The sequence below is a fragment of the Streptomyces cinnamoneus genome (assembly GCF_014650495.1).
Taxonomy (GTDB): domain Bacteria; phylum Actinomycetota; class Actinomycetes; order Streptomycetales; family Streptomycetaceae; genus Streptomyces; species Streptomyces cinnamoneus.
The window spans coordinates 289,523-312,034 of sequence record NZ_BMVB01000002.1; the positions used below are offsets into that span (position 1 = coordinate 289,523).

The 22,512-nt window shown below is 70.7% G+C and carries 23 protein-coding genes and 1 tRNA gene; 13 read left to right on the forward strand and 11 right to left on the reverse strand.

Going from position 1 to position 22,512, the window contains the following annotated elements; all coding sequences use genetic code 11:
• Positions 1–10: 10 nt before the first annotated feature.
• Positions 11–1,006, reverse strand: a complete 996-nt coding sequence (locus IE182_RS03840; RefSeq protein ID WP_190108182.1) for an LLM class flavin-dependent oxidoreductase — start codon at positions 1,004–1,006, stop codon at positions 11–13.
• Positions 1,006–1,671: a hypothetical protein gene (locus IE182_RS03845; protein ID WP_190108183.1), complete on the reverse strand. Its 666-nt coding sequence runs from the start codon at positions 1,669–1,671 to the stop codon at positions 1,006–1,008. Before IE182_RS03845 ends, IE182_RS03840 begins: the two co-directional genes overlap by 1 nt.
• Positions 1,672–2,032: 361 nt before the next feature.
• Between IE182_RS03845 and IE182_RS03850 the strand changes: the two genes are divergently transcribed.
• Positions 2,033–2,188, forward strand: coding sequence for a gallidermin family lantibiotic (locus IE182_RS03850; RefSeq protein ID WP_190108184.1), 156 nt, complete (start codon positions 2,033–2,035; stop codon positions 2,186–2,188).
• 289 nt (positions 2,189–2,477) lie between these two features.
• On the opposite strand, the gene IE182_RS03855 is transcribed toward IE182_RS03850, so the two are convergent.
• Entirely contained in the window at positions 2,478–3,125 is a 648-nt protein-coding gene (locus tag IE182_RS03855; protein ID WP_190108185.1) for a DUF5324 family protein, read from the reverse strand.
• Positions 3,126–3,350: 225 nt separating this feature from the next.
• Between IE182_RS03855 and IE182_RS03860 the strand changes: the two genes are divergently transcribed.
• Together IE182_RS03860 and IE182_RS03865 are read left to right on the forward strand one after the other, a co-directional pair.
• The gene (locus IE182_RS03860; protein ID WP_190108186.1) at positions 3,351–3,878 is read left to right on the forward strand and encodes a peptidylprolyl isomerase; all 528 of its coding nucleotides are present in this window, start codon (positions 3,351–3,353) and stop codon (positions 3,876–3,878) included.
• A 106-nt stretch (positions 3,879–3,984) separates the two neighbouring features.
• The gene (locus IE182_RS03865) at positions 3,985–4,845 is read left to right on the forward strand and encodes a rhomboid family intramembrane serine protease (protein ID WP_190108187.1); all 861 of its coding nucleotides are present in this window, start codon (positions 3,985–3,987) and stop codon (positions 4,843–4,845) included.
• 356 nt (positions 4,846–5,201) lie between these two features.
• Here the strand turns inward: IE182_RS03865 and crgA are convergent, their stop codons facing one another.
• Complete coding sequence (crgA, locus tag IE182_RS03870; protein ID WP_190108188.1) at positions 5,202–5,456, reverse strand: cell division protein CrgA; 255 nt, start codon at positions 5,454–5,456, stop codon at positions 5,202–5,204.
• Between the two features lie 143 nt (positions 5,457–5,599).
• Here crgA and IE182_RS03875 point away from each other — a divergent pair, with 143 nt between their 5' ends.
• The 6 genes from IE182_RS03875 (at position 5,600) to IE182_RS03900 (ending at position 9,840) form a co-directional block, all read left to right on the forward strand.
• A complete protein-coding gene (locus IE182_RS03875) occupies positions 5,600–6,361 on the forward strand; it encodes a DUF881 domain-containing protein (RefSeq protein WP_190108189.1) in 762 nt (253 codons plus the stop codon).
• Between the two features lie 21 nt (positions 6,362–6,382).
• Positions 6,383–7,222 carry a class E sortase gene (locus tag IE182_RS03880; RefSeq protein WP_190108190.1) on the forward strand — a complete coding sequence of 280 codons (840 nt, stop codon included), beginning with the start codon at positions 6,383–6,385 and terminating at the stop codon, positions 7,220–7,222.
• Between the two features lie 90 nt (positions 7,223–7,312).
• Complete coding sequence (locus IE182_RS03885; protein WP_190108191.1) at positions 7,313–7,507, forward strand: hypothetical protein; 195 nt, start codon at positions 7,313–7,315, stop codon at positions 7,505–7,507.
• A gap of 4 nt (positions 7,508–7,511) precedes the next feature.
• A complete protein-coding gene (locus IE182_RS03890; RefSeq protein ID WP_190108192.1) occupies positions 7,512–8,150 on the forward strand; it encodes an aminodeoxychorismate/anthranilate synthase component II in 639 nt (212 codons plus the stop codon).
• Complete coding sequence (locus IE182_RS03895; protein ID WP_444544986.1) at positions 8,147–9,091, forward strand: class E sortase; 945 nt, start codon at positions 8,147–8,149, stop codon at positions 9,089–9,091. The genes IE182_RS03890 and IE182_RS03895 overlap by 4 nt, the downstream gene beginning before the upstream one ends.
• 56 nt (positions 9,092–9,147) lie before the next feature.
• On the forward strand, positions 9,148–9,840 hold the full coding sequence (locus IE182_RS03900; RefSeq protein WP_229844549.1) for a class E sortase: 693 nt from the start codon (positions 9,148–9,150) through the stop codon (positions 9,838–9,840).
• Between the two features lie 76 nt (positions 9,841–9,916).
• Here IE182_RS03900 and pknB read toward each other — a convergent pair whose 3' ends face one another.
• The 6 genes from pknB to IE182_RS03930 all read right to left on the reverse strand — a co-directional run bounded on the left by pknB (position 9,917) and on the right by IE182_RS03930 (position 17,973).
• Positions 9,917–11,944: a Stk1 family PASTA domain-containing Ser/Thr kinase gene (gene pknB / locus IE182_RS03905; RefSeq protein WP_190108194.1), complete on the reverse strand. Its 2,028-nt coding sequence runs from the start codon at positions 11,942–11,944 to the stop codon at positions 9,917–9,919.
• A 163-nt stretch (positions 11,945–12,107) separates the two neighbouring features.
• Complete coding sequence (locus IE182_RS03910) at positions 12,108–13,559, reverse strand: peptidoglycan D,D-transpeptidase FtsI family protein (protein ID WP_190108195.1); 1,452 nt, start codon at positions 13,557–13,559, stop codon at positions 12,108–12,110.
• Positions 13,556–14,953 carry an FtsW/RodA/SpoVE family cell cycle protein gene (locus IE182_RS03915; RefSeq protein WP_190108376.1) on the reverse strand — a complete coding sequence of 466 codons (1,398 nt, stop codon included), beginning with the start codon at positions 14,951–14,953 and terminating at the stop codon, positions 13,556–13,558. The genes IE182_RS03910 and IE182_RS03915 overlap by 4 nt, the downstream gene beginning before the upstream one ends.
• Before the next feature lie 40 nt (positions 14,954–14,993).
• Positions 14,994–16,514, reverse strand: a complete 1,521-nt coding sequence (locus IE182_RS03920; protein ID WP_190108196.1) for a PP2C family protein-serine/threonine phosphatase — start codon at positions 16,512–16,514, stop codon at positions 14,994–14,996.
• Between the two features lie 75 nt (positions 16,515–16,589).
• Positions 16,590–17,123 (reverse strand): FHA domain-containing protein FhaB/FipA, encoded by a 534-nt coding sequence (locus IE182_RS03925; RefSeq protein ID WP_190108197.1) that lies wholly within the window; start codon positions 17,121–17,123, stop codon positions 16,590–16,592.
• Positions 17,124–17,133: 10 nt separating this feature from the next.
• Positions 17,134–17,973, reverse strand: coding sequence for an FHA domain-containing protein (locus tag IE182_RS03930; protein ID WP_190108198.1), 840 nt, complete (start codon positions 17,971–17,973; stop codon positions 17,134–17,136).
• 341 nt (positions 17,974–18,314) lie between these two features.
• On the opposite strand from IE182_RS03930, the gene IE182_RS03935 reads away from it, so the two are divergent.
• From IE182_RS03935 to IE182_RS03950, 4 genes are all read left to right on the forward strand, one after another.
• A tRNA-Leu gene (locus IE182_RS03935) sits at positions 18,315–18,401 on the forward strand.
• 221 nt (positions 18,402–18,622) lie between these two features.
• Entirely contained in the window at positions 18,623–20,020 is a 1,398-nt protein-coding gene (locus IE182_RS03940) for a DUF2252 domain-containing protein (protein ID WP_190108199.1), read from the forward strand.
• Positions 20,021–20,160: 140 nt separating this feature from the next.
• Positions 20,161–20,970, forward strand: coding sequence for a J domain-containing protein (locus tag IE182_RS03945; RefSeq protein ID WP_229844550.1), 810 nt, complete (start codon positions 20,161–20,163; stop codon positions 20,968–20,970).
• A gap of 10 nt (positions 20,971–20,980) precedes the next feature.
• On the forward strand, positions 20,981–21,328 hold the full coding sequence (locus IE182_RS03950; protein WP_190108200.1) for a rhodanese-like domain-containing protein: 348 nt from the start codon (positions 20,981–20,983) through the stop codon (positions 21,326–21,328).
• A gap of 8 nt (positions 21,329–21,336) precedes the next feature.
• On the opposite strand, the gene IE182_RS03955 is transcribed toward IE182_RS03950, so the two are convergent.
• A complete protein-coding gene (locus IE182_RS03955; protein ID WP_190108201.1) occupies positions 21,337–22,476 on the reverse strand; it encodes an acyl-CoA dehydrogenase family protein in 1,140 nt (379 codons plus the stop codon).
• Positions 22,477–22,512 lie beyond the last annotated feature (36 nt).

Sequence of the window (22,512 nt, forward strand, 5' to 3'; positions counted from 1 at the left end):
TGAATCCGTGTCACCCATGCGCTGAAGCCGTGGCGGCCAGAATGTCGTTGAGGTCCAGCAACGTTTCGTCCGTGCCGTACCAGGAGTGCACGCCGGTCAGGTTGAGGATCACCTCGTCCACGCCCGCCGCCGCGTAGGCGGCCAGGCCGGCGGCGATGTCCGGCGCGCTGCCGTAGAGGAACCCGCCGCCGGCGACCAACGCCCGTGCGGCGGAGGCGGGATCGCCCGCCGGTACGTCGACGCCGGCGCGCGCCAGCATGTCGGCGTAGTGCGGCAGGGCGAGGTGCCCGCCCGAGGAGAGGTGGGCCAGGTCGACGGGGCTGCGTCCCCGCCGCGCCACCGCCACGGGGACCGCCGCGATCACGGGCGGGCGGGGCCGCCCCGCCGCCTGCGCGCCCCGGGCCACCTCCGGCACCACGGACCGCCGCACGTAGTCGGCCGGTGCCAGCCAGGTGATGGCGGCATCGGCGACCTCGCCCGCCGCCCGGGCCATCCTGGGCCGCAGGACGCCCAGGGCGAGGTGGACGCGCGGGTGCGGCACCGGAGGCAGGGCCTCGCCCGCGTGGACATACCGCGGGCCGGCGCCGGGAGCACCGTTTCCGGCCCGGGGATCCCACGGCTGGGCCAGGCAGCTCCGGGTGGCGCGCAGGAACTCCCGGCAGGCGTCGACGGGTTTGTCGTACGCGGCGCCGAGTCTGGCCGCCTGAACGGCCCGGCTGCCCGGCCCGTAGCCGATGACGGCCGGCGCTCCGGTGACCGCCGCCACGGTGCGCGCTTCCAGCGCGGCCTGGGCGGGGTGCCGCAGGGGCGTGACCAGGACGCAGGTCCCGGCCGGGACGGGATGGCCGGCGCCGGCCAGATAGGCGAAGGTGGCGGCGGGCTCCAGCCCGTAACTCTGGCCCTGCCAGAGGCGGGTGAGCTGCGAGCTCTGGGCCACCTGGCGGGCGAACGGCACGGCCTGGTCCGGCGTGGCGGGGACCGTCGGTATGAGAAGTGACAGCTTCATCACCGTCCTCCCGAGGACATCCCCATGCTGCGCAGATAGGAATCGGAGAGCACCGCGGAGAACGGGTCGTCGCCGGCCGCGGTCGGTTCCGCCAGCTCCCAGTGGTCGATCATCCGGCTCGCCGCCTTGACCAGTTCCTGGTCGCCGGAATCCAGGACGGCCCGGACCAGCTGGTCCTCCAGCGTCTGGCGCAGGGAGAGGGCGAACGGGCTGTCGCATTCCGGCAGACAGGGGCCGTGGTAGAGGACGAGCGCGTCGGTCGGCCGGCCGGCCTTCAGCAGGCCGAGCACCTTCAGCGCGTCGACGGTGACGGGCTTGCCCAGGACGTACCGGCGTCCGAGCGGCTCGTACCGCACGTCGATCCCCAGCCTGCGGGCCCGGTACGCCAGGGTGGGCAACGTCGAGGCGGAGACGTCCCGTTCGTAGATGCGATGGTGCAGTCCGTCGCGGCTCATCGACCCGCCGGCCGCGGCCAGGGCCGTGATGAACTCCATCGTCTTGCTGCTGGTGACGGGCCTGCCGGCCACCTCGTAGCGGCCCAGCACACTGATATTTATTCCAGCCGGTATATCTACCGTTAACTCCGCACCGAAGTCGAAGTGCGGTAATGCCTGTGGGGTGAAATCTCTTTTGATGTCGCCGACTGGTTGGCTGGCCAATGCCATTTTGGGCATTCTTCCCCCTACCCCGTTGCGATCAGTGTAAACATCCCCGAAAGGTCGGCTGCGGTAAGGGCCGACCGGCTGTCGAAGGGGGGATGGTTTACATGGCCGTTGCACGCTATTCGCGTTGCCTTCACAGGTCAACTGCCTATTTCATAAGTGACATCACGGTGCAAATCGGCAAGTGAATGTAAATGACATCCTTCTTCGCGAATCGGGCGCCGATCGCGTGGCTGTCATGTGGCTGATTCTTTGTGAGATCCGTGTGATCGGGGTGTGAATTTCCGCTGCCAAGGTGTGTCTCAGCGAACGGGTCAGCCGGTCGCACCGACCCGGTACGGGTACATCTCGAAAGGTGGAAAACATGTCTGACTTCGACCTCGACGCCAAGGTCCTCGCCGACGACGCCCCGCAGGCGACGCCCTTCATCACGAGCGTCTCGCTGTGCACCCCGGGCTGCGTCACCGCTGCCGGCTGCACCACCAGCGTCTGCACCCAGGGCTGCCACGTCAGCAAGTAAGTACAGTCCGCTTTCGGTGAGCGAGACCGTCCCCGGGCGCTTCTGTGGATACAGGAGCGCCCGGCGCCGTTAAGGTCTCCTCATATTCCTGTCATGAAAACGTCAACATGCGCTCTCTGCCCCTGACGTTTATCGGCCACGTCCGGCCGGGCTGAAATTCGACGTTCGCTCCTTGCCGTGGGCGAGGGACCCCCGACCTCTCCCATGCAAAAACCCCTCCGGCCCGATCTGCCTCGGGCCGGAGGGGTTTTGTGTGTACGGGTCGTATCGCCGTGCGGACCGGCTGTGGTCAGGGCCGGTCGTCGCCCTCTTCGTAGGATTCGGAATCGGCCCGGTCCTGCTTCGCCTGGACTTCCGGGTCGAGCCCGGAGGCGTCTCCGCTGCCGTCGACGGAGCTCAGCGTGGAGCGGTCGGCGGGCTCGGTGGCCTCCGGCGGCTCGACGAGCCAGTCGGGGTTGGCCTGCTTGTCCCACCACTTCCACACGGCGATCGCGCCACCGACGACCACGCCCAGCACCAGCAGCCGCTTGACCGCACGACCGCTGCGGCAGCGGCGGCCACGGCGGCGCGTGATCTTCTGGACGTCCTCGGCCGTCACCTGGCCGCGCAACGCCGCGAGCGTGGCCGTGCCCCGGGAGAGCGCCTCGTCCCGCACCGGCTCGGCGACCGCCCGGGCCCGCGCGGCGGCCTGGTCGACCTTCGGGGGCAGGGCATCGCGCGCATGCTCAAGACGGGGCTGCAGATGTGCGTCGTACTGCGAACGGGCCTGGTGCGCGGCCACGGCCACCTTGGGCGCGAGCCGGCACCGAGCCTCGTGCGCGTAGTGCACGGCCGCGTCCTTGGCCGTGCCGGCGTAGGGCGCCACCACTTCCGCGGCGTGGCGCACGCTGTCCTTGGCGGTGCTGGTCGCTGCGCGCACGCTGTCCTTGCGGGTCACGAGAACCTCCTCCTCGGTGGCGTATGGTTTGTCGCCTTTCCACCCAGTGGAAAATCATGCCTGCCCGTGGCCGGTCCGGCATGTGCGAGCGGGCATCCGGGTCAAAGGGGAGCTTCGGTCGACAATGCCACGGTTCGCCGCCGCGCGCGGGGCTTTGGTGGCACTCGCCGTGAACCCGTCGTGCGAGGATCGGTAGCCGTCAGCGAACACTATGGAAGGTAGATCGTGGCTGAGCAGCTCTACGCCACCCTGAAGACCAACCGCGGCGACATCGAGATCCGGCTGCTGCCGGACCACGCGCCCAAGACGGTCAAGAACTTCGTGGAGCTCGCCAAGGGCGAGCGCGAGTGGGTGAACCCCGAGACCGGCCAGAAGACGACGGACAAGCTGTACGACGGCACGGTCTTCCACCGCGTCATCGAGGGGTTCATGATCCAGGGCGGTGACCCCCTGGGCAACGGCACCGGCGGTCCCGGCTACAAGTTCGCCGACGAGTTCCACCCGGACCTCGCCTTCACCAAGCCCTACCTGCTCGCCATGGCCAACGCCGGCCCGGGCACCAACGGCTCGCAGTTCTTCATCACCGTGTCCCCCACCGCGTGGCTGACCGGCAAGCACACCATCTTCGGCGAGGTCGCGAGCAAGGACGGCCAGGCGGTCGTCGACGCCATCGCCACGACCGACACCAACCCGCGCACCGACCGCCCGGTCACGGACGTCGTCATCGAGTCGGTCGTCGTCGAGACCCGCTGACACACGGTCCCACGGGAACCTGGCGCCCCGCCCGTCCGTATGACGGGCGGGGCGGTGGTGCGTACAGGGCGCACACCGGCCACCGTCTCAGGGGCAAGGGGAGAGCATGAACGATCAGGCTGTCTGCTGCTACCGGCACCCGGACCGGGAGACCGGCGTTCGCTGCACCCGCTGCGAACGCCCGATCTGCCCCGAGTGCATGGTCAGCGCCTCGGTCGGCTTCCAGTGCCCGGAGTGCGTGACCAGCACGTCCGGTACGGGCCACGCCCCGCGGGCGGGCGCGCCGCGCACGATCGCGGGCGCCACCCACACGGACGACCCGCGGCTGGTCACCAAGGTGCTGCTGGGGATCAACGTCGCCGTGTGGATTGCGGTGATGGCCACGGACACCGGCCTGCTGAACGCGCTGGAGCTCTTCGGGCGCGCGTCCCTGTCGGAGTACGGCCCCTCGGAGGGCGTCGCCGCGGGGCAGTGGTACCGCCTGCTGACGGCGGTCTTCCTGCACCAGCAGGCCATGCACATCGCCTTCAACATGGTCTCGCTGTGGTTCCTGGGCCCGCCGCTGGAGGCGGCGCTGGGCCGCGCCCGCTACCTGACCCTCTACCTGCTGTCCGGGCTCGGCGGCAGCGCCCTGACCTACCTCCTCGCCCCGCCCAACCAGCCCTCGCTCGGCGCCTCCGGCGCGATCTTCGGCCTGCTGGGTGCCACGGCGGTGCTGATGCGCCGGCTGAACTACGACATGCGCCCGGTCATCGCGCTGCTCGTGCTCAACCTGATCTTCACCTTCACCTGGAGCAACATCTCCTGGGAGGCCCACGTCGGCGGCCTCGTGGTGGGGACGGCGGTGGCGTACGGGATGGTGCACGCCCCCCGCGACCGGCGTGCGCTGGTGCAGCGCCTCACCTGCCTGGCGGCGCTTGTGGTGATCATTGCGGTGGTGGGGATCCGGACGCTCCAGCTCGGCTGAGGCGCGTCCCGGGCGTCGGCTGAGGCGCGTCCCGGGCGCGTCCGGGAGGCATCCGGGAGTGTCCCGTGGTGCGTCACCCACACCGGTGGACGCACAGGTTGTCCACAACACGTGCAGGATCTTGTGCACGCTGTGCAGGAACAGGCGTTCGGCGTGTCCGTGGCCCGTCTGAGCTGCGTTTTCGCTGGGCGGCGCCGGTGTGACCATCGATACGAAGCGCTTGCGATCAGTCACACCGGCGTCAATGCCAGGGAAGTTATCCACAGATCTTCTGAGTTTTCCCCCACTGTGGACGAGGGTGTGGATAACTCGAAGGAAGGTTCAGGGCAGAACCGTCCCCCGGCCCTCGGAAAGGGTTACTTCCACTGGGTCGAGACGACGAACCCGGCCGCGATGAAGCCGAAGCCGACCACGATGTTCCAGTTCTTCAGGGACTCCACCGGCATGTCGCCGCTCGTCACGTAGAAGACGACGATCCAGGCCAGCCCGATCAGGAACATCGCCAGCATCAACGGCGCCACCCAACGGCGACCGGTCGTCAGCTTGATGTTCTGCTGCTTCGCCGGCGGCGGCGTGAAGTCGTCCTTCTTGCGGATCCGTGACTTCGGCACGAGGTAACTCTCCTGTCGATGCGCTGCGTGACCGCGCTGGGGTACAAGGCTGGTCCGCCGGGGCGGGAGTGCCGGGAGCGCTTCCTTCCCCCGGGCGTCCGTTAGCGTAGTGCTTCCGCGGCGTCGGAGAGGATAAGGGTACGTTGAGCAATTCTGCGGACTCCACCAGCGGGCCCGTCCGGCGGTTCCGTCCGGTACGGCTGCTGACGGGCGGGGTCTTCGCCCTCGCCGGTCTCATCTTCTGGATGAGCTTCAACACCGCCCAGGGCACCAACATCCGCACCGACGACTCCATGCTGCGCCTGTCCGACCTCATCCAGGAACGCAGCCGCAAGAACGGCGCCCTGGAGGACAGCGCCGCGGCCGCCCGCGCCCAAGTCGACGCCCTCGCCCGGCGCGACAGCGGCGACACGGCGCAGGACCGGAAGCTCACCGCACTGGAGGACGCGGCGGGCACCCGCAAGACCACCGGCCAGGGCCTGACCGTCACCCTCACCGACGCGCCGCCCAACGCCACCGCCAGGATCCCCGGCGTCCCCCAGCCCCAGCCCAACGACCTGGTCATCCATCAGCAGGACCTCCAGGCCGTCGTCAACGCCCTGTGGAAGGGCGGCGCGAAGGGCATCCAGGTGATGGACCAGCGGCTGATCTCCACCAGCGCGGTCCGCTGCGTCGGCAACACCCTCATCCTGCAGGGCCGCGTCTACTCCCCGCCCTACAAGGTCACCGCCGTCGGCGACCGCAGCACGCTCCGCAAGTCGCTCGACTCCTCCCCCGCGATCCAGAACTACCTGCAGTACGTGAACGCCTACGGGCTCGGCTGGAAAGTCGACCAGCACGACGCGGTGACACTTCCCGGCTACTCGGGCACAGTGGATCTCCACTACGCCAAGCCCATGGGATAACACCCGGGAAGGGGTCGGCCGGTGGGGTTACGACGGGTCGTCCGCACGCTCAGCGAACTGTGCCTCACCATCGGCACACTCATCGTCCTCTTCGTGGTGTACGTCCTCTACTGGACCGGCGTCCGCGCCGACGACGCCATGCGCGAGGAGATCGGCCGCCTGCAGGACCGCTGGGCCTCAGGGCCCGTGGCGCCCGTCCCCGCCGCCGGGGAGCCCGCCCCGCCGCCGGCCTCACCGCCGGCCGGCCCCGGCAGCCCCGGCGGGGACCGCGCACAGGGCGGCGACCGGGCACAGGGCGGTGACCGGGCCCGCTCCGAGGCCCGCGACCAGGACGCGCCGCCACCCGCCGCGGCCGGCGAAGCGCCCCCGCCCGCGCCGCGCACGGCCCACCGCCCCGGCGCCTCCTTCGCCGTCATGTACGTCCCGCGCTTCGGCACCGGCTGGGCCAAGCCCGTCCTCCAGGGCACCGGCACCGACGTGCTGAAGAGGGGCCTCGGCCACTACGAGCGCACCGCCGGCCTCGGCGAGAGGGGCAACTTCGCCGTCGCCGGCCACCGCCGCACCCACGGTGACCCGTTCAAGGACCTGCCCGCCCTGCGCCCCGGCGACGCGGTGGTGCTGACGGACGGCACCACCTGGTTCACCTACCGCGTCGACACCCACCCGTACCGGACGCTGCCCGACGACACCGCCGTCCTCGACCCGGTGCCCGCCCGGTCCGGCTACCGGGAGCCCGGCCGCTACCTGACGCTGACGACCTGTGATCCGGAGTGGGGCCACAGCCACCGGCTGATCGTCTGGGCCCACCTCGACGCCACCCGGCCCGCCGCACAGGGCCGGCCCGGCGCGTTGTCCGGCTGAGCCCCGCCGCGGGGCACCGCCCTTTAGTCTGGTGCTGCAATCGACCATCAATACGGTCCACCGACCACGTCATCGGCAAGGGGGGACAGCATGTACGGCTGGATCTGGCGTCATCTGCCGGGCAACGCATGGGTGAGGGCTCTGATCTCGTTGCTGCTCGCGCTGGCGATCGTCTACGCCCTCTTCCAGTACGTCTTCCCCTGGGCGGAACCGCTGTTGCCGTTCAATGACGTGACGGTCGACAACGGCCTGCCGGCGGGCAGCGCAATGACGGAATGGCGGTAACGCGGTGAGCGCGCGCATCCTCGTGGTGGACAACTACGACAGCTTCGTCTTCAACCTCGTTCAGTACCTCTACCAGCTCGGCGCGGAGTGCGAAGTGCGCCGCAACGACGAGGTCGAGCCCGGCCACGCCCAGGACGGCTTCGACGGCGTCCTGCTGTCCCCGGGACCCGGAGCACCCGAACAGGCCGGTGTCTGCATCGACATGGTCCGGCACTGCGCCGACACCGGCGTCCCCGTCTTCGGCGTGTGCCTCGGCATGCAGTCGATGGCCGTCGCCTACGGCGGGGTCGTCGACCGGGCGCCCGAGCTGCTGCACGGCAAGACCTCGCCCGTCACCCACGAGGGCAAAGGCGTCTTCAACGGCCTCCCCTCGCCCTTCACCGCCACCCGCTACCACTCGCTGGCCGTGGAGCGGTCGAGCTGGCCGGACGAGCTGGAGATCACCGCCTGGACCGACAACGGCATCGCGATGGGCCTGCGCCACCGCGACCTGCCCGTCGAGGGCGTGCAGTTCCACCCGGAGTCGGTGCTGACCGAGTGGGGTCACCGGATGCTCGCCAACTGGCTCGTCGCCTGCGGTGACACGGGGGCGGTGGAACGATCGGCCGGGCTCGCCCCGGTGGTGGGCAAGGCAGGGGCGTGACCGCACTCCGGCCCGAGCAGGATCCCCTGCTCGTTCCGAAGCCGACGTCGTACGGCACGGGATCCGTCTCGCAGCCGCTGCCGCCGGAGGACGACCCGACGATCTCCCTGCGCCGGGTCGAGCCCGCGCCGCCACTGGTCACCGGCGGCCGGGCCGAGCGGCGCAGGGCCGCGGGGCGGTCCGCCTCCGCCGCATCCGGAGGGCGCGCCGAGCGCCGCCGTGCCGCACAGCGCGCCGCGCGCGCCCGCCGGGACAGCGTGGGAGTCGTCGCGAGCCGGCTCGTCGGCGAGCTGTTCATCACCCTCGGCGTCGTCATGCTGCTGTTCGTCGCCTACCAGCTGTGGTGGACGAACGTCATCGCCCAGCGGCAGGCCGGCGGGGCGGCCGACAGCCTGCAGAACAGCTGGGAGAAGGGCGACGGCCCCGACCGCTCCGCGGGGGCGTTCTCGCCCGGTCAGGGCTTCGCCATCCTCTACATCCCCTCGCTGGACGTGAAGGCCCCCATCGCCCAGGGCGTCAACAAGCACAAGGTCCTCGACCGCGGCATGGTCGGGCATTACGAGGGCGACGGGGCCGGCGCGCTGAAGACCGCGATGCCCTGGGACAAGCAGGGCAACTTCGCGCTGGCCGGCCACCGCAACACGCACGGGGAGCCGTTCCGTTACGTCAACCGGCTGCAGCCCGGCGACAAGATCGTCGTGGAGACGAAGGACGCCTTCTACACGTACGAGATGACCAGCCGCCTGGACCAGACGTCTCCGGCGAACATCCGGGTCATCCAGCCCGTGCCCCCCGGATCGGGCTTCAGGGCGCCGGGCCGCTACATCACCCTGACCACCTGTACTCCCGAGTTCACCAGTACCTACCGCATGATCGTGTGGGGCAAGATGGTCGACGAGCGGCCCCGGAGCAAGGGCAAGCCGGACGCGCTCGTCAACTGAGACACGCGCACGTGCACGCGAGACTGCGCGAACATCGAATCGGGGTACGAACGTCTGTGGCACGGACTGACCGCGTGCGGGGCCGCATCGCCGCCACCGTCAGCGTCATCGGCGAGCTACTGATCACCGCAGGCGTGATCATGGCCCTCTTCGTCGTCTACTCCCTGTGGTGGACGAACGTCCTCGCCGACCGCGAGGCGGAGCGCCAGGGCAACCAGGTCCGCGAGACCTGGGCGAAGTCCCCGTCGGGCCCGGGCGCGCTCGACACCAAGGACGGCATCGGCTTCCTGCACGTCCCGGCCATGAAGAACGGCGAGGTGCTGGTCAAGGCCGGCACGGGCAGCAAGGTCCTCAACGAGGGCGTCGCCGGCTTCTACCGCGAGCCGGTGAAGGCCGGCATGCCCTGGGACAAGCAGGGCAACTTCACGCTGGCCGCGCACCGCGACGGGCACGGCGCGAAGTTCCACAACATCGACAAGGTCAGGAAGGGCGACGCGGTCGTCTTCGAGACGCGCGACGTCTGGTACGTCTACAAGGTCTACGCCGACCTGAAGCAGACCTCGCGCTACAACGTCGATGTGCTCGACTCCGTCCCCAAGGAGTCCGGCAAGACCGTGCCGGGCCGCTTCCTCACCCTGACGACCTGCACGCCGGTCTACACCTCCGACTACCGCTACATCGTCTGGGCCGAACTGACCCGCACCGAAAAGGTCGACGCCAAGCGCACCCCGCCCACGGAGCTGCGCTAGCGGCCCGTACGCGGACGGCAAGAAGCCCCGGCACCGTCAAGGGTGCCGGGGCTTCTTCGCGTCGTTCACGGGGCGGTCAGGACCGCCGGCCGCCCGGCAGACCGCCGAAGAGACCGCCGATGTCCTGGTTGCCGCCCGTCTGGCCGCCGGTCTGGCCCGCGGTCTGACCGCCGGGGCCCTGGGCCACGGTGGTGAGGTTGACGGGGGTGTCCTTGGGCACCTGGGTGCCGGCGACCGGGTCGGTGACGAGCACGACGGCGTTGTCGTCCTGCGGGCCGGCGATGGTGCCGACCTTCAGGCCGGCGGCCGCCAGGCCGTTCTTGGCGTCCTTGAGCTTCTGGGTGACCACGTTGGGCACGGGCACCTTCTGGCCCGCGCCCTTGGAGACGAAGAGGGTCACCGTCGAGCCCTGGCGCGCGGAGGTGTTGCCGTCGGGGCTCTGGCGCACGACCGTGCCGGCCGGCTTGTCGGCGGAGTCCTCTTCCTCCTTGGCGACCTGGAAGCCGTTGTCGGTCAGCTGCTTCTTGGCGGCGTCGAAGGGCTGGCCGACGACGGACGGGACCGTCTTGGTCGCGGCCGCGGAGGCGATGGTGAGGGTGACCTCCGTGCCCTTCTCGGCCTTCTCCCCGCCCTTGGGGTCCTGGCCGAGGACGGTGCCCGCGGTCCGCTCGGACTCCTTCTGCGCCTGCTTGACGACGAAACCCTTGCTTTCGAGCGTCGACTTCGCCTCGTCGAAGGAGGCACCGAGCACGTCCGGCACCAGGACCTTCTCCGCGCCCTTGGAGACGACGACCTTGACCTGGCTGTCGCGCTCCACCTTGGACCCGGCCTTGGGGTCCTGGTCGCAGATCTTGTCCTTGGGCTGGTCGCAGAACTTCTTGTCGCCCTCGACGACCTTGAAGCCGCCGTTCTCCCCGGCCCGCTGGGCCTCCGCCACCGTCTGACCGGTCAGCGGCGGCACCGTCACCTGGGAGTTGTTCCCGCCGCTGCCGAACAGCGACTTGCCGATGAAGATCGCGCCGACGAGCACGAGGACGCCCGCGACCACGAGCAGGATGGTGGAGAGGTTGCTCTTCTTGCCGCCCCCGCCACGGTGCCCGCCGCCGGTGCCGTCGTTGTAGCCGCCGTACCCGCCGCCGTCGGCGACGGGCGGCATCATCGACGTCTGGCCGGCCGGGGCGTGGTCGTGCTGCCGCAGCATGGTGGTGGGCTGGTCCTCGGTGCCGTAACCCACCACGCCCATGGACGCGGTGGCGGCGACGGGCTGGCCCTCCAGGGCCGCCTCGATGTCGGCGCGCATCTCGTCGGCCGACTGGTAGCGGTAGTCCGGGTCCTTGGTCAGCGCCTTGAGGACGATGGCGTCCATCTCCGGCGTGATCTCGGGGTCGTGGATGCTCGGCGGGTTCGGCTCCTCCCGCACGTGCTGGTACGCCACGGCCACCGGCGAGTCGCCCACGAACGGCGGACGGACCGTCAGCAGCTCGTAGAGCAGGCAGCCGGTGGAGTACAGGTCGGAACGCGCGTCGACCTGCTCGCCCTTGGCCTGCTCGGGGGAGAGGTACTGGGCGGTGCCGATGACGGCCGCGGTCTGCGTCATCGTCATGCCGGAGTCGCCCATCGCCCGGGCGATGCCGAAGTCCATGACCTTGACCTGGCCGGTGCGGGTCAGCATGACGTTGGCGGGCTTGATGTCGCGGTGGACGATGCCGGCCCGGTGGGAGTACTCCAGCGCCTGCAGGACGCCGATGGTCATCTCCAGCGACCGCTCGGGCAGCAGCTTGCGGCCGGAGTGCAGCAGCTCGCGCAGGGTCGACCCGTCGACGTACTCCATGACGATGTACGGGATCGAGACCCCGTCGACGTAGTCCTCGCCGGTGTCGTACACGGCGACGATCGACGGGTGGTTGAGCGAGGCGGCCGACTGGGCCTCACGACGGAACCGGGCCTGGAAGGACGGGTCGCGGGCGAGGTCCACCCGCAGCGTCTTCACGGCGACGGTGCGGCCGAGCCGGGTGTCGTGACCGAGGTAGACCTCGGCCATGCCACCGCGGCCGAGCACCGAGCCCAGCTCGTACCGGCCGCCGAGGCGACGCGGCTCTTCCATAGCTCCAGCCCTTCCGTTTCCCTGACCGCACCTTCGATACGTCCGACGGTGTGCTGTCCGGCATACCGTACCCGGCACACCGTGCCCGTTCCGGGCGTGACGGCCACCCGATACACGACCGGTACCGATGGAATCGGCGTTCGGCTGCTACGGGTGAGCCGGATCACTTCTCCGTGCTGAGCACCGCCTGCATCACGCTCTTCGCGACGGGCGCGGCGAGCTTGCCACCGGCGATGTCGTCGCGGATCGTCTCCGAGCTCTCGATGACGACCGCGACGGCGACGGGCGAGCCGTTGCCGGTCTTGGCGTAGGAGATGAACCACGCGTACGGGTTGCCGCTGTTGTCGACACCGTGCTGCGCGGTACCGGTCTTGCCACCGACCTTGACGTTGTCGATCTGGGCCGCGGTTCCCGTGCCCTTCTCGACCACGGTCTCCATGATGCTCTGCAGCTTCCGCGCGTTCTCGGCGGAGACCGGCTGGCCCATCTCCTTGGGCGTGTGGTGCTCGATGACGTTCAGGTTGGGCGCGCGCAGCTTGTCGACCATGTACGGCTCCATGAGCTTGCCGTTGTTGGCGACCGCGGCGGCGACCATGGCCATCTGCAGCGGGGTCACGCGGTTGGACGCCTGGCCGATGCCGGCCATGGCGTTCTGCGGGCGGTTGTCCTTGGGGAAGACGCTGGGCACGGCGCGCACGGGCGTGTCGACCGGCTTGTTGAAGCCGAACTTGTTCGCCTGGTCGATCATCTTCTTGTTGCCGAGGTCGGCGCTGACCTTGCCGAAGACGGTGTTGCAGGACCACTGGAGGGCGACCCGCAGCGAGGCGTCCTTGCAGGGGATGTTGCCCTCGTTCTGCAGCTCCACCCGGGTGTCCGGCAGGATCCACGGCAGCGGCGAGTCCGTCTTGGCGTCGACGTCCTTGTACAGGCCGTTCTCCAGCGCCGCGGCGGCCGTGACGACCTTGAAGGTCGAGCCCGGCGGGTAGGTCTGCTTCAGGGCCCGGTTGAGCATGGGCTGGTTCTTGTCGGCCTGCAGCTCCTTCCACGCCTTGTCGTCCTGGGCCCCGGCGATCGTCGAGGGGTCGTACGAGGGCGTGGAGGCCAGGGCGAGGATCTTGCCGGTGCGCGGGTCGATGGCGGCGACGGCGCCCTTCGACTTGCCGAGGCCCTTGAAGGCGGCCTCCTGGGCCTTGGCGTTGAGGGTGGTGATCACGTCACCGCCCTTCTTGCCCTTGCCGGTGATCATGTCGACCGTGCGGTTGAAGAACAGCCGGTCGTCGTCGCCGGTGAGGACCTTGTCCTCCAGCTTCTCGATCTGGTTCGCGTCGAACACCTGCGAGCTGTAACCCGTGACCGGGGCCCACATCTCGCCGTTCTTGTAGGTGCGCTTGAACTTGAAGTCGATGCCGCCGGTCTCCTGGGAGCCGGTGATGGCCTGGCCGTCGACGATGATGTTGCCGCGCGGCTGGCTGTAGCGGGCGATCGTCACCCGGCGGTTGTGCTTGTTGGCCTTGAGTTCGTCGGCCTGGACGAACTGGATCCAGTTGTCCCGGACCATCAGGGCGAGGATGAGGAGACCGCAGAAGATGGCGATCCGGCGCACGGGCTTGTTCACGGACGGACCACCTGGGTCATCTCGGCGTCGGGGGACGGGGCGGGGGCCGGGGCGGGACGCCGCGCGGTGTCGCTGATCTTGATCAGAACGGCGATGAGCGCCCAGTTGGCGATGACGGAGGAACCACCCTGAGCCATGAACGGCATGGTCATACCCGTCAGCGGGATGAGGCCCATGACACCGCCGGCGACCACGAAGACCTGGATCGCGAAGGCGCCGGACAGACCGGTCGCGAGCAGCTTGCCGAAGGGGTCCCGGGCGGCCAGTGCCGTACGGACGCCCCGCTCCACGATCAGGCCGTAGACGAGCAGTATGGCCATGACGCCGGCCAGGCCCAGCTCCTCGCCGACCGTGGCCAGGATGAAGTCGGAGTTGGCCGCGAAGCCGATCAGGTCCGAGTGGCCCTGCCCCCAGCCCGTGCCGAAGACGCCGCCGGAGCCGAAGGCCATCAGGGCCTGGGCGATCTGGTCGGAGCTGCCGTCCTTGAACGCGTCGAAGGGGTGCAGCCAGGCGTCGACACGCTGCTGGACGTGGTGCTCGAAGGTCGACACCGCGACCGCGCCGACGGCGGACATCAGCAGACCGAAGACGATCCAGCTGGTGCGCTCGGTCGCCACGTAGAGCATCACGACGAACATGCCGAAGAACAGCAGCGACGTACCGAGGTCGGTCTCGAAGACCAGGATCAGGATGGAGAACGCCCAGACCGCCAGGATCGGGCCGAGGTCACGGCCGCGCGGCAGGTACAGGCCCATGAAGCGGCGGCTGGCCAGGGCCAGTGCGTCGCGCTTCACCATCAGATAGCCGGCGAAGAAGATCGACAGGACGATCTTGGCGAACTCACCGGGCTGGATCGAGCCGAGGCCCGGGATGGTGATCCAGATGCGCGCACCGAACTTCGCGGGGAAGAACATCGGTGCGACCAGCAGGATCAGCGCGGCCACCATGGAGATGTAGGTGTAGCGCTGGAGGATGCGGTGGTCCTTCAGCACGATCAGCACGGCCACGAACAGCGCGATGCCCAGCGCCGAGAACATCAGCTGGTTGGTGGCGCTGGCCGTGAAGAACTTGCGGGCCTGCAGCCGCGGCGACTGGTCGAGCCGCCAGATGATGACCAGGCCGATGCCGTTGAGGAGCGTGGCCAGCGGCAGCAGCAGGGGATCGGCGTACTTGGCGAACTTCCGCACCACCAGGTGCCCGACGCCCGCCATCAGGCCGAGGCCGACGCCGTAGCCGAGCAGCCCGGAGGGCATCTCGCCGTCCATGGCGAGACCCACGTTGGCGTACGCGAAGCAGGGGATGAGCACGGCGAAGGCCAGCAGCGCGAGCTCGGTGTTGCGCCGGCTCGGCGCCCCCGCGGTACTGATCGTCGTGGTGTTGGTGGTGTTCGGCATGGGTGAAATCGCTGACATGGCGTGATGGCCCCTTACGGCTTCACTGCTGAGCGCTGCTGCACTGCGGGACCAACTTCTGCTCTTCCTCGGTGAGGGTGGGGCCGGGGGACGGGGTCGGCGTGGCCTGGGCGCGGCTGCGGGCGTCGGCCGCGTCCTTCGCGGGGTCCTTGGTCGCGCCGCCGGTCCGGTCCGCGTTCTGCTTCTCGCTCTCGCGCTGCTGCTGTTCGGCCTTGCGCCGCTCGTCCGCCTTCTTGCAGGCGCCGGCGAGCGTGCCCAGTTCCTTGGCCTTCTGCAGGGCCTGGTCGCGACTGCCGACCGCGATCGTGTCCACGACGCGGCCGCGCTGGTCGAACGGCAGGTACTTGAGTTCGATCTCGGGGTGGTCCTGGTAGAGCCTGCTCAGGCTCACCCATGCCAGGTCCTGGTTGATGCCCTGGTAGACGGCCACGTGGTCGTTGTCCTTGGTGCCCACGTAGTACTGCGTCTGTGTCCACTGGTAGCCGCCGTACAGGCCGCCTCCGATGACGCCGAGTGCCAGGGCGATGATCAGCGATCGCTTGAGCCACTTGCCCTTGCGCTGCGGCTTGACGAAGTCCTCGTCCGTGAACGGACCGAAACCCTCCGACGCGCCCGTGGCCGGGTCGCCGCTGCCCGGCGGACCGAAGGCGCCGTGCGGGCCGTCCTGCGGCGGCACGGGCCGGTTGGCGCGGGCGTGCTCGGCGGCACGGCCGGCCGGCGTCTGCATGGCGCCGTTGTCGCCGAGCTGCATCTGGTTCTCGGCCACCGCGCCGACGATCACGGGCGTGTCGTTGAGCTGGCCGGCCAGGGTGTCGTTGCCGTCGACGTCGAGGACGTCGGCGACGATGCAGGTGATGTTGTCGGGTCCGCCGCCGCGCAGAGCGAGCTGGATGAGCTCCTGGATCGTCTCGTGCGGGCCCTGGTAGCTGGCGAGCGTCTCCTCCATCGTCTGGTGGCTGACGACGCCGGAGAGTCCGTCGGAGCAGATCAGGTAGCGGTCACCGGCCCGCACCTCGCGGATGGAGAGGTCCGGCTCCACGTGGTCGCCGCTGCCCAGCGCGCGCATCAGCAGGGAGCGCTGCGGGTGGGTGGTGGCCTCCTCCTCGGTGATGCGCCCCTCGTCGACCAGGCGCTGCACCCAGGTGTGGTCCTGCGTGATCTGGGTGAGGACGCCGTCGCGCAGCAGGTACGCGCGCGAGTCGCCGACGTGCACCAGGCCCAGGCGCTGGCCGGTCCACAGCAGGGCGGTGAGGGTGGTGCCCATGCCCTCCAGCTGCGGGTCCTCCTCGACCATGACGCGCAGCTGCTCGTTGGCGCGCTGCACGGCGGTGCCGAGCGAGGTGAGGATGTCCGAGCCCGGGACGTCGTCGTCGAGCGTGACGAGAGTGGAGATCACCTCGGAGGAGGCGACCTCGCCCGCGGCCTGGCCGCCCATACCGTCGGCGATGGCGAGCAGCCGGGGGCCGGCGTAACCGGAGTCCTCGTTGCCCTCCCGGATCATGCCCTTGTGCGATCCGGCGGCGAAGCGCAGAGACAGACTCATGCGCACCTCGCCCGTCGGCTCCGGGTACAGCCCCTTCCCAGCCACGCTGCCCACCCTCCGGTCGTCATGGTCCTACTACTTCCGCAGCTCGATGACGGTCTTGCCGATGCGGATCGGCGCGCCGAGCGGGATCGGGGTCGGAGTGGTCAGCCGGGTCCGGTCGAGATAGGTGCCGTTGGTCGACCCGAGGTCCTCGACGATCCACTGGCCGTCGCGGTCGGGGTAGATCCTGGCATGCCTGCTGGAGGCGTAGTCGTCGTCCAGCACGATCGTCGAGTCGTGGGCGCGGCCGAGGGAGATGGTCTGGCCCTGCAGGGCCACGGTGGTGCCGGTGAGGGTGCCCTCCGAGACCACCAGCTTGGTGGGTGCGCCGCGTCGGCCGCGGTCGGCCCGGCGGCCGCCGGGCTGCTGCTGGCGCTGCTGCGGCGGCGCGGTCTGCTGCTGCGCGCGCTGTGCCTGCCCGGCAGCGGCGGCCCCGCGGCGGGAGCCGCGCTGCGTCACGCGGGTGCCGAAGAGATCGCTGCGAATGACCTGTACGGCCACGATGACGAACAGCCACAGTACGGCGAGGAAACCCAACCGCATGACCGTGAGGGTCAGCTCTGACATTGCCCCCGCTTCACCCTTCGGCTTGCCGATAAACGATGGTGGTGCTGCCCACGACGATGCGTGAGCCGTCGCGGAGCGTAGCGCGCGTGGTGTGCTGTCCGTCCACCACGATGCCGTTCGTCGACCCCAGGTCCTGGATCGTCGCGGGGGTGCCGACCCGGATTTCACAGTGCCGGCGCGAGACGCCGGGGTCGTCGATGCGTACGTCCGCTTCCGTGCTGCGGCCCAGCACCAGGGTGGGCCGCGAGATCTGGTGACGGGTGCCGTTGATCTCGATCCAGCGGCGCGTCTGTGCCCCCGGCACGGCGCCGGGACCCGGGCCGCCGGCGCGCGGCTGCGGACGGGCGCCGGGCGGCGGCGTGCTGGGCATGGGCGGCGCGCCCGCGGGTTGCGGCGGGTAGCCGGCTCCGCTGGTCGGGGCGCCGCTCGAAGTGCGCGGTCCGGCCGCCGGCCGGCCGTGCTGGTCCTGCGACTCGCTGGAGGCGAGGGTGCGGCTGCGCACCCGGTACAGACCGGTGTCGAGGTCGTCGGCCTTCTCCAGGTGGACCTTGATGGTCCCCATGAAGGTGTACCGCTGCTGCTTGGCGTAGTCGCGGACCATGCCGGACAACTCGTCGCCGAGCTGGCCGGAGTACGGGCTCAGGCGCTCGAAGTCCGGCGCGCTGAGCTCGACGACGAAGTCGTTCGGGACGACGGTGCGGTCGCGGTTCCAGATGGTCGCGTTGTTGTCGCACTCCCGCTGGAGTGCGCCCGCGATCTCGACCGGCTGCACCTCGGACTTGAACACCTTGGCGAAGGTGCCGTTCACGAGACCTTCGAGACGCTGCTCGAAGCGCTTCAGTACTCCCACGGGGCACCTCCTTCCCTCAGTGACGTCTCTGATGCTCAGTGTCGTTCCTGATACTGCTTACTGATCGTATCCACGCGTCGGGAAAACAGCTGGTTCCCCTTCGGCGCCAGGAGTGACGAGTGTCGCCTTCGCGCGGTCGCCTACGGGGGATCGTAGAGGCGGCCTGAGGCCAGTGTCCCGCAACCGGAGCCCTCCCCGCGGCCCCCCGGAGGACGGGCCGGGGGCCATGAGTGTGAAGGCGCCCTCCAGAGCGTGCTAATGTTCTGCATGTCGGAAGGCGGACGGACAAGAACCGGGCGGAAAAGCCGGGGGAACGGTCCGAAAGCAGAAGACACACCCATGCGCGGGTGGCGGAATAGGCAGACGCGCTGGATTCAGGTTCCAGTGCCCGAAAGGGCGTGGGGGTTCAACTCCCCCCTCGCGCACCATCGCTCCCCAGGTCCTCGGACCTGGGGAGCTTTGTTTTTCCCCTGCACTGTGAGATGACGCACCCCCGCACCTCCGCACGCCGGTACGTCTTCCGTACGCCCCTTCCCACCCGACGGCCGGGCGGTACCGTCGTGGGCAGTTGACGCCCGCGGGTCGCAGAGGCCGGAAGAACCGGAAGAACCGGGAAACCGGGATCCGGGAAAAGGGGAGGGGCGCTGTCATGCCGCGACTGCCGTACGTACCCGGATTCGCCCGGCCGCTGGGGCCGGGGGAGGCCCGCCGGCCCGGCAAGGCGGCCGGGAAGGCGCTGCGCGAGGCGGTGCCCCGGTCCGCGCACGCCGACTGGAAGCCCGGCGCCGGGCGGCCCGGCGCCGTGGAGTCCGTCGAGTCGGCGAACGCCGGCCGGCTGCCGGAGCTGACGCCGATCCGGGTGGGCCGCATGGCCGCCTCCCCCTTCGCCTTCCTGCGCGGCTCGGCCGGGCTGATGGGGTACGACCTGGCCGACTCGCCCGTCACCGGCGTCGGCGCCCAGCTGTGCGGGGACGCCCACGCCGCCAATTTCGGGCTGTACGGCGACGCCCGCGGCGAACTCATCATCGATCTGAACGACTTCGACGAGACCCTGCACGGGCCGTGGGAGTGGGACGTCAAGCGGCTGGCCGCCTCGCTGGTGCTGGCCGGCCGGGAGGCGGGGGCGGACGAGCTCGTCTGCCGGGCGGCGGCGCGGGACGCGGTGGGCGCCTACCGCCACACGATGCGACTGCTGGCCCGCATGCCCGTGACGACGGCCTGGAACGCCATCGCCGACGAGGAGCTCGTCTCGCACGCGGACGCCCACCAACTGGTGGGCACGCTGGAGCGGGTCGGGGAGAAGGCCCGGCGGAACACCAGCGCGCGCTTCGCGGCCCGGGCGACCGAGAAGGACGGCACGGGCGGCCGGCAGTTCGTGGACGCGCCCCCGGTGCTGCGCCGGCTGCCGGAGCGGGAGGCGGCGGCCGTGGCCGCGGCGCTGGGCGCGTACCTGGCCACGCTCCCGGAGGAGCTGCGGCCGCTGCTGGCCCGGTACGCGATACAGGACGTGGCGTTCCGCGTGGTGGGCACGGGCAGCGTCGGCCTGCGCTCGTACGTGGTGCTGCTGCTCGACCACCGGGGCGAGGCGCTGGTGCTGCAGGTGAAGGAGGCGCGGCCCTCCGTGCTGCTGCCGTACGCCGAGAAGGCGGGCTTCGCCGCACCGGCGCCCGGGCACGAGGGGCGGCGCGTGGTGCTCGGACAGAAGTCGATGCAGGTCGTCAGCGACGTGCTGCTGGGCTGGACGACGGTCGAGGGCCGGCCGTACCAGGTGCGGCAGTTCCGCAACCGCAAGGGCAGCGTGGACCCGGCGGCGCTGGCCCCCGACGAGCTCGACGACTACGGGCGGATGACGGGCGCGCTGCTGGCGCGGGCGCACGCGCACAGCGCCGATCCGCTGCTGATAGCCGGCTACTGCGGCAAGGGCGAGGAGCTGGACGAGGCCGTCGCGGCCTTCGCGGTGGCCTACGCCGACCGCACGGAGGCGGACCACGCCGAGCTCCTCGCCGCGGTGCGGAGCGGGCGGCTGGCGGCGGAGACGGGCGTGTAGGACGGGGGCAGGCGTGCCGGGGACGGGCGCGCCCGGGGGCGTCCGGACGGGGGCTTCGAGGGGGCCGGGGGTGCGCGGGCGGTCCGGGGCGCGGGAGGAACCGGCGTCGGGGGCCGGCGGCCACCTCGTACCCTGGGCGGGTGACGAATCCGGAAGCCGAAGAGAGCCGGGCCGAGGACGCCGCCGCCGAGCGGCTCGCGCAGGCGGTGCGGGCAGCGGAACAGGCGCTGATCGAGTTCGAGATCGCGGTGGAGACCTTCCGGGTGGAGGTCGAGAACTTCTCCCGGCTGCACCACCAGCGGCTGGGGCCCATGTACGCCCGCCTCGACGAGCTGGACGCGCTGATCGCGGAGACGGTCGCGGCCCGCTCCGGGGACGCCGAGGACCTGCGGCGGGCGCGCGAGGCGCGTTCGCTGGTGCAGCCGATGCCCCAGGTGGAGGAGCTGTTCGGCGGCTGGATGGACAGCGAGGGGCTCTCCCCCGAGGCGACGGCGATGCTCACCGAGCGGCCGGTGCGGCCGCCGAAGCGGGTGCGGCCCAGCGACGAGGCCCGGCGCGCCTACCGCGAGCTGGTGCGCAAGGCGCACCCCGACCTCGCGGCGGACGAGGCGGACCGGCAGCGGCGCGAGACCTTCATCGTGCGCGTGAACGCCGCGTACGCCGACGGCGACGAGGCGCTGCTGGGGCAGCTGGCCGAGGAGTGGGCGGCGGGACCGCTGCCCGCCCAGCGCCGGGCGAGCCGCGGCGAGGAGCTGTACGAGCGGCTGGAGTGGCTGGCCGAGCGGAAGGACATGCTCGCGGCGGTGGCCGCCGAGCTGGAGGCGTCCGCGATCGGCGCGATGATCAAGATGGCGCCGGAGGACCCGGACGGGCTGCTGGCGGAGATCGCCGACGGGCTGCTGGGGCAGATCGCCGAGCGGGAGGCTCATCTGGCGTCGCTGGTCGGGTAGCGTCGGAGGCATGCATTTTGGTTCCGGTGTGCCCACGGTCGGTGTCGACGCCCTCTCGTCCGATGATTTCCTGCTGGACGTCCGCGAGGACGACGAGTGGCAGGCAGGGCACGCCGAGGGCGCGCTGCACATCCCGATGAGCGACTTCATGGGGCGCTTCGGCGATCTGATGGTGAAGGCTCCCGAGGGCGGCCGGATCAACGTCATCTGCCGCTCCGGCGGCCGTTCGGCGCAGGTCACCGCATACCTGGTGCAGCAGGGCCTGGACGCGGTGAACGTCGACGGCGGCATGCAGCTCTGGGAGGCATCGGGCCGCCCGGTCGTGGGCGCGGACGGTGCCCCCGGCGCGGTGATCTGACGCTCGTCTCAGGCGAGGGGATGGGCGGCCAGCAGGTCGCCCAGGGCCTCCTCGTGGGCGGCGGCCGGGCCCAGGGAGAGCTCCAGCTGCTTGGCCCAGGCGTGGTAGCGGTGCAGGGCGTACTCGGTATCCGCGCCGAAGCCGCCGTGCAGGTGTTGTGCGGTCTGGACGACGCGGCGCACTCCCTCGGCGGCCCAGATCTTGGCGACGGCGAGGTCCGCGGCGGCCGGCAGCGGCCCGTCCGCGCCCGACTCGATGCGCCAGGCGGCCTGCCAGAGCGTGGCCTCCATCGCCTGGAGGTCGATGTAGCGGTCGGCTGCCTGGACGGCGACCGCCTGGAACGTGGCGAGGGGGAAGCCGAACTGCTCCCGTGTGCTCGTGTACGCGCCGGTCATCCGGGCCGCGGCGAGACCCACGCCGAGCGCGAGGGCGCACGTGCCGCAGATCAGCAGGGAGCGCAGCCACGGCCAGGCGCCGTCCGCGGTGATGACGTCGGCGCGGTCGACGCGCACGGAGTCCAGGCTCAGCTCCGCGTAGGGCTCGCCGTTGGTGGAGACCTGGTCGGCGAGGACGACGCCGGGCCGGCCGGGGGCGAGCAGGACGAGCACGGTGCGGCCCGCGGCAGTGCGGGCGGGCAGCAGGACGCGGTCGGCGCTCCGGGCCCAGGGCACGGCCGTCTGCACGCCGTCGAGCACCCAGTGATCGCGCTCCGGACGGGCGGAGACGGCCCGTTCGGCCGCGTCGTGACCGGTGCGGCCGCTGGCGGCCACGGTCACGACGAGCTCGCCGCGCCCGATCGCCGGCAGCAGCCGCTGGAGCTTTCCCTGGGCCCGGCCGCCGTACGTGCGCAGGGTCAGGGCGGCCGCGCCCGTCTCCAGCAGGGGCACCCGGGCCAGGACCTGCCCGGCCTCGCGCAGCAGCAGGCACAGGGCGATCGGCCCGAGCCCCGCCCCGCCCTGCTCGGTGGGGACGGGCAGGCTCAGCAGGTCGGCGTCGGCCAGCCGCCGCCACAGCGCGCGGTCGATGTCCTCGGCGACCGCGCCCGGCACCAGGGCCGGGCTGGGCACGCCGTCGGGGGCGACCCCGGTGAGCACGGCGGCGGCCGCCTCGGCCACGGCCTGCTGTTCCTCGGTGAAGGTGAAGTCCACTGCCGTCCTCCAGCCCTTCGACAGCCCAGCCCTTCA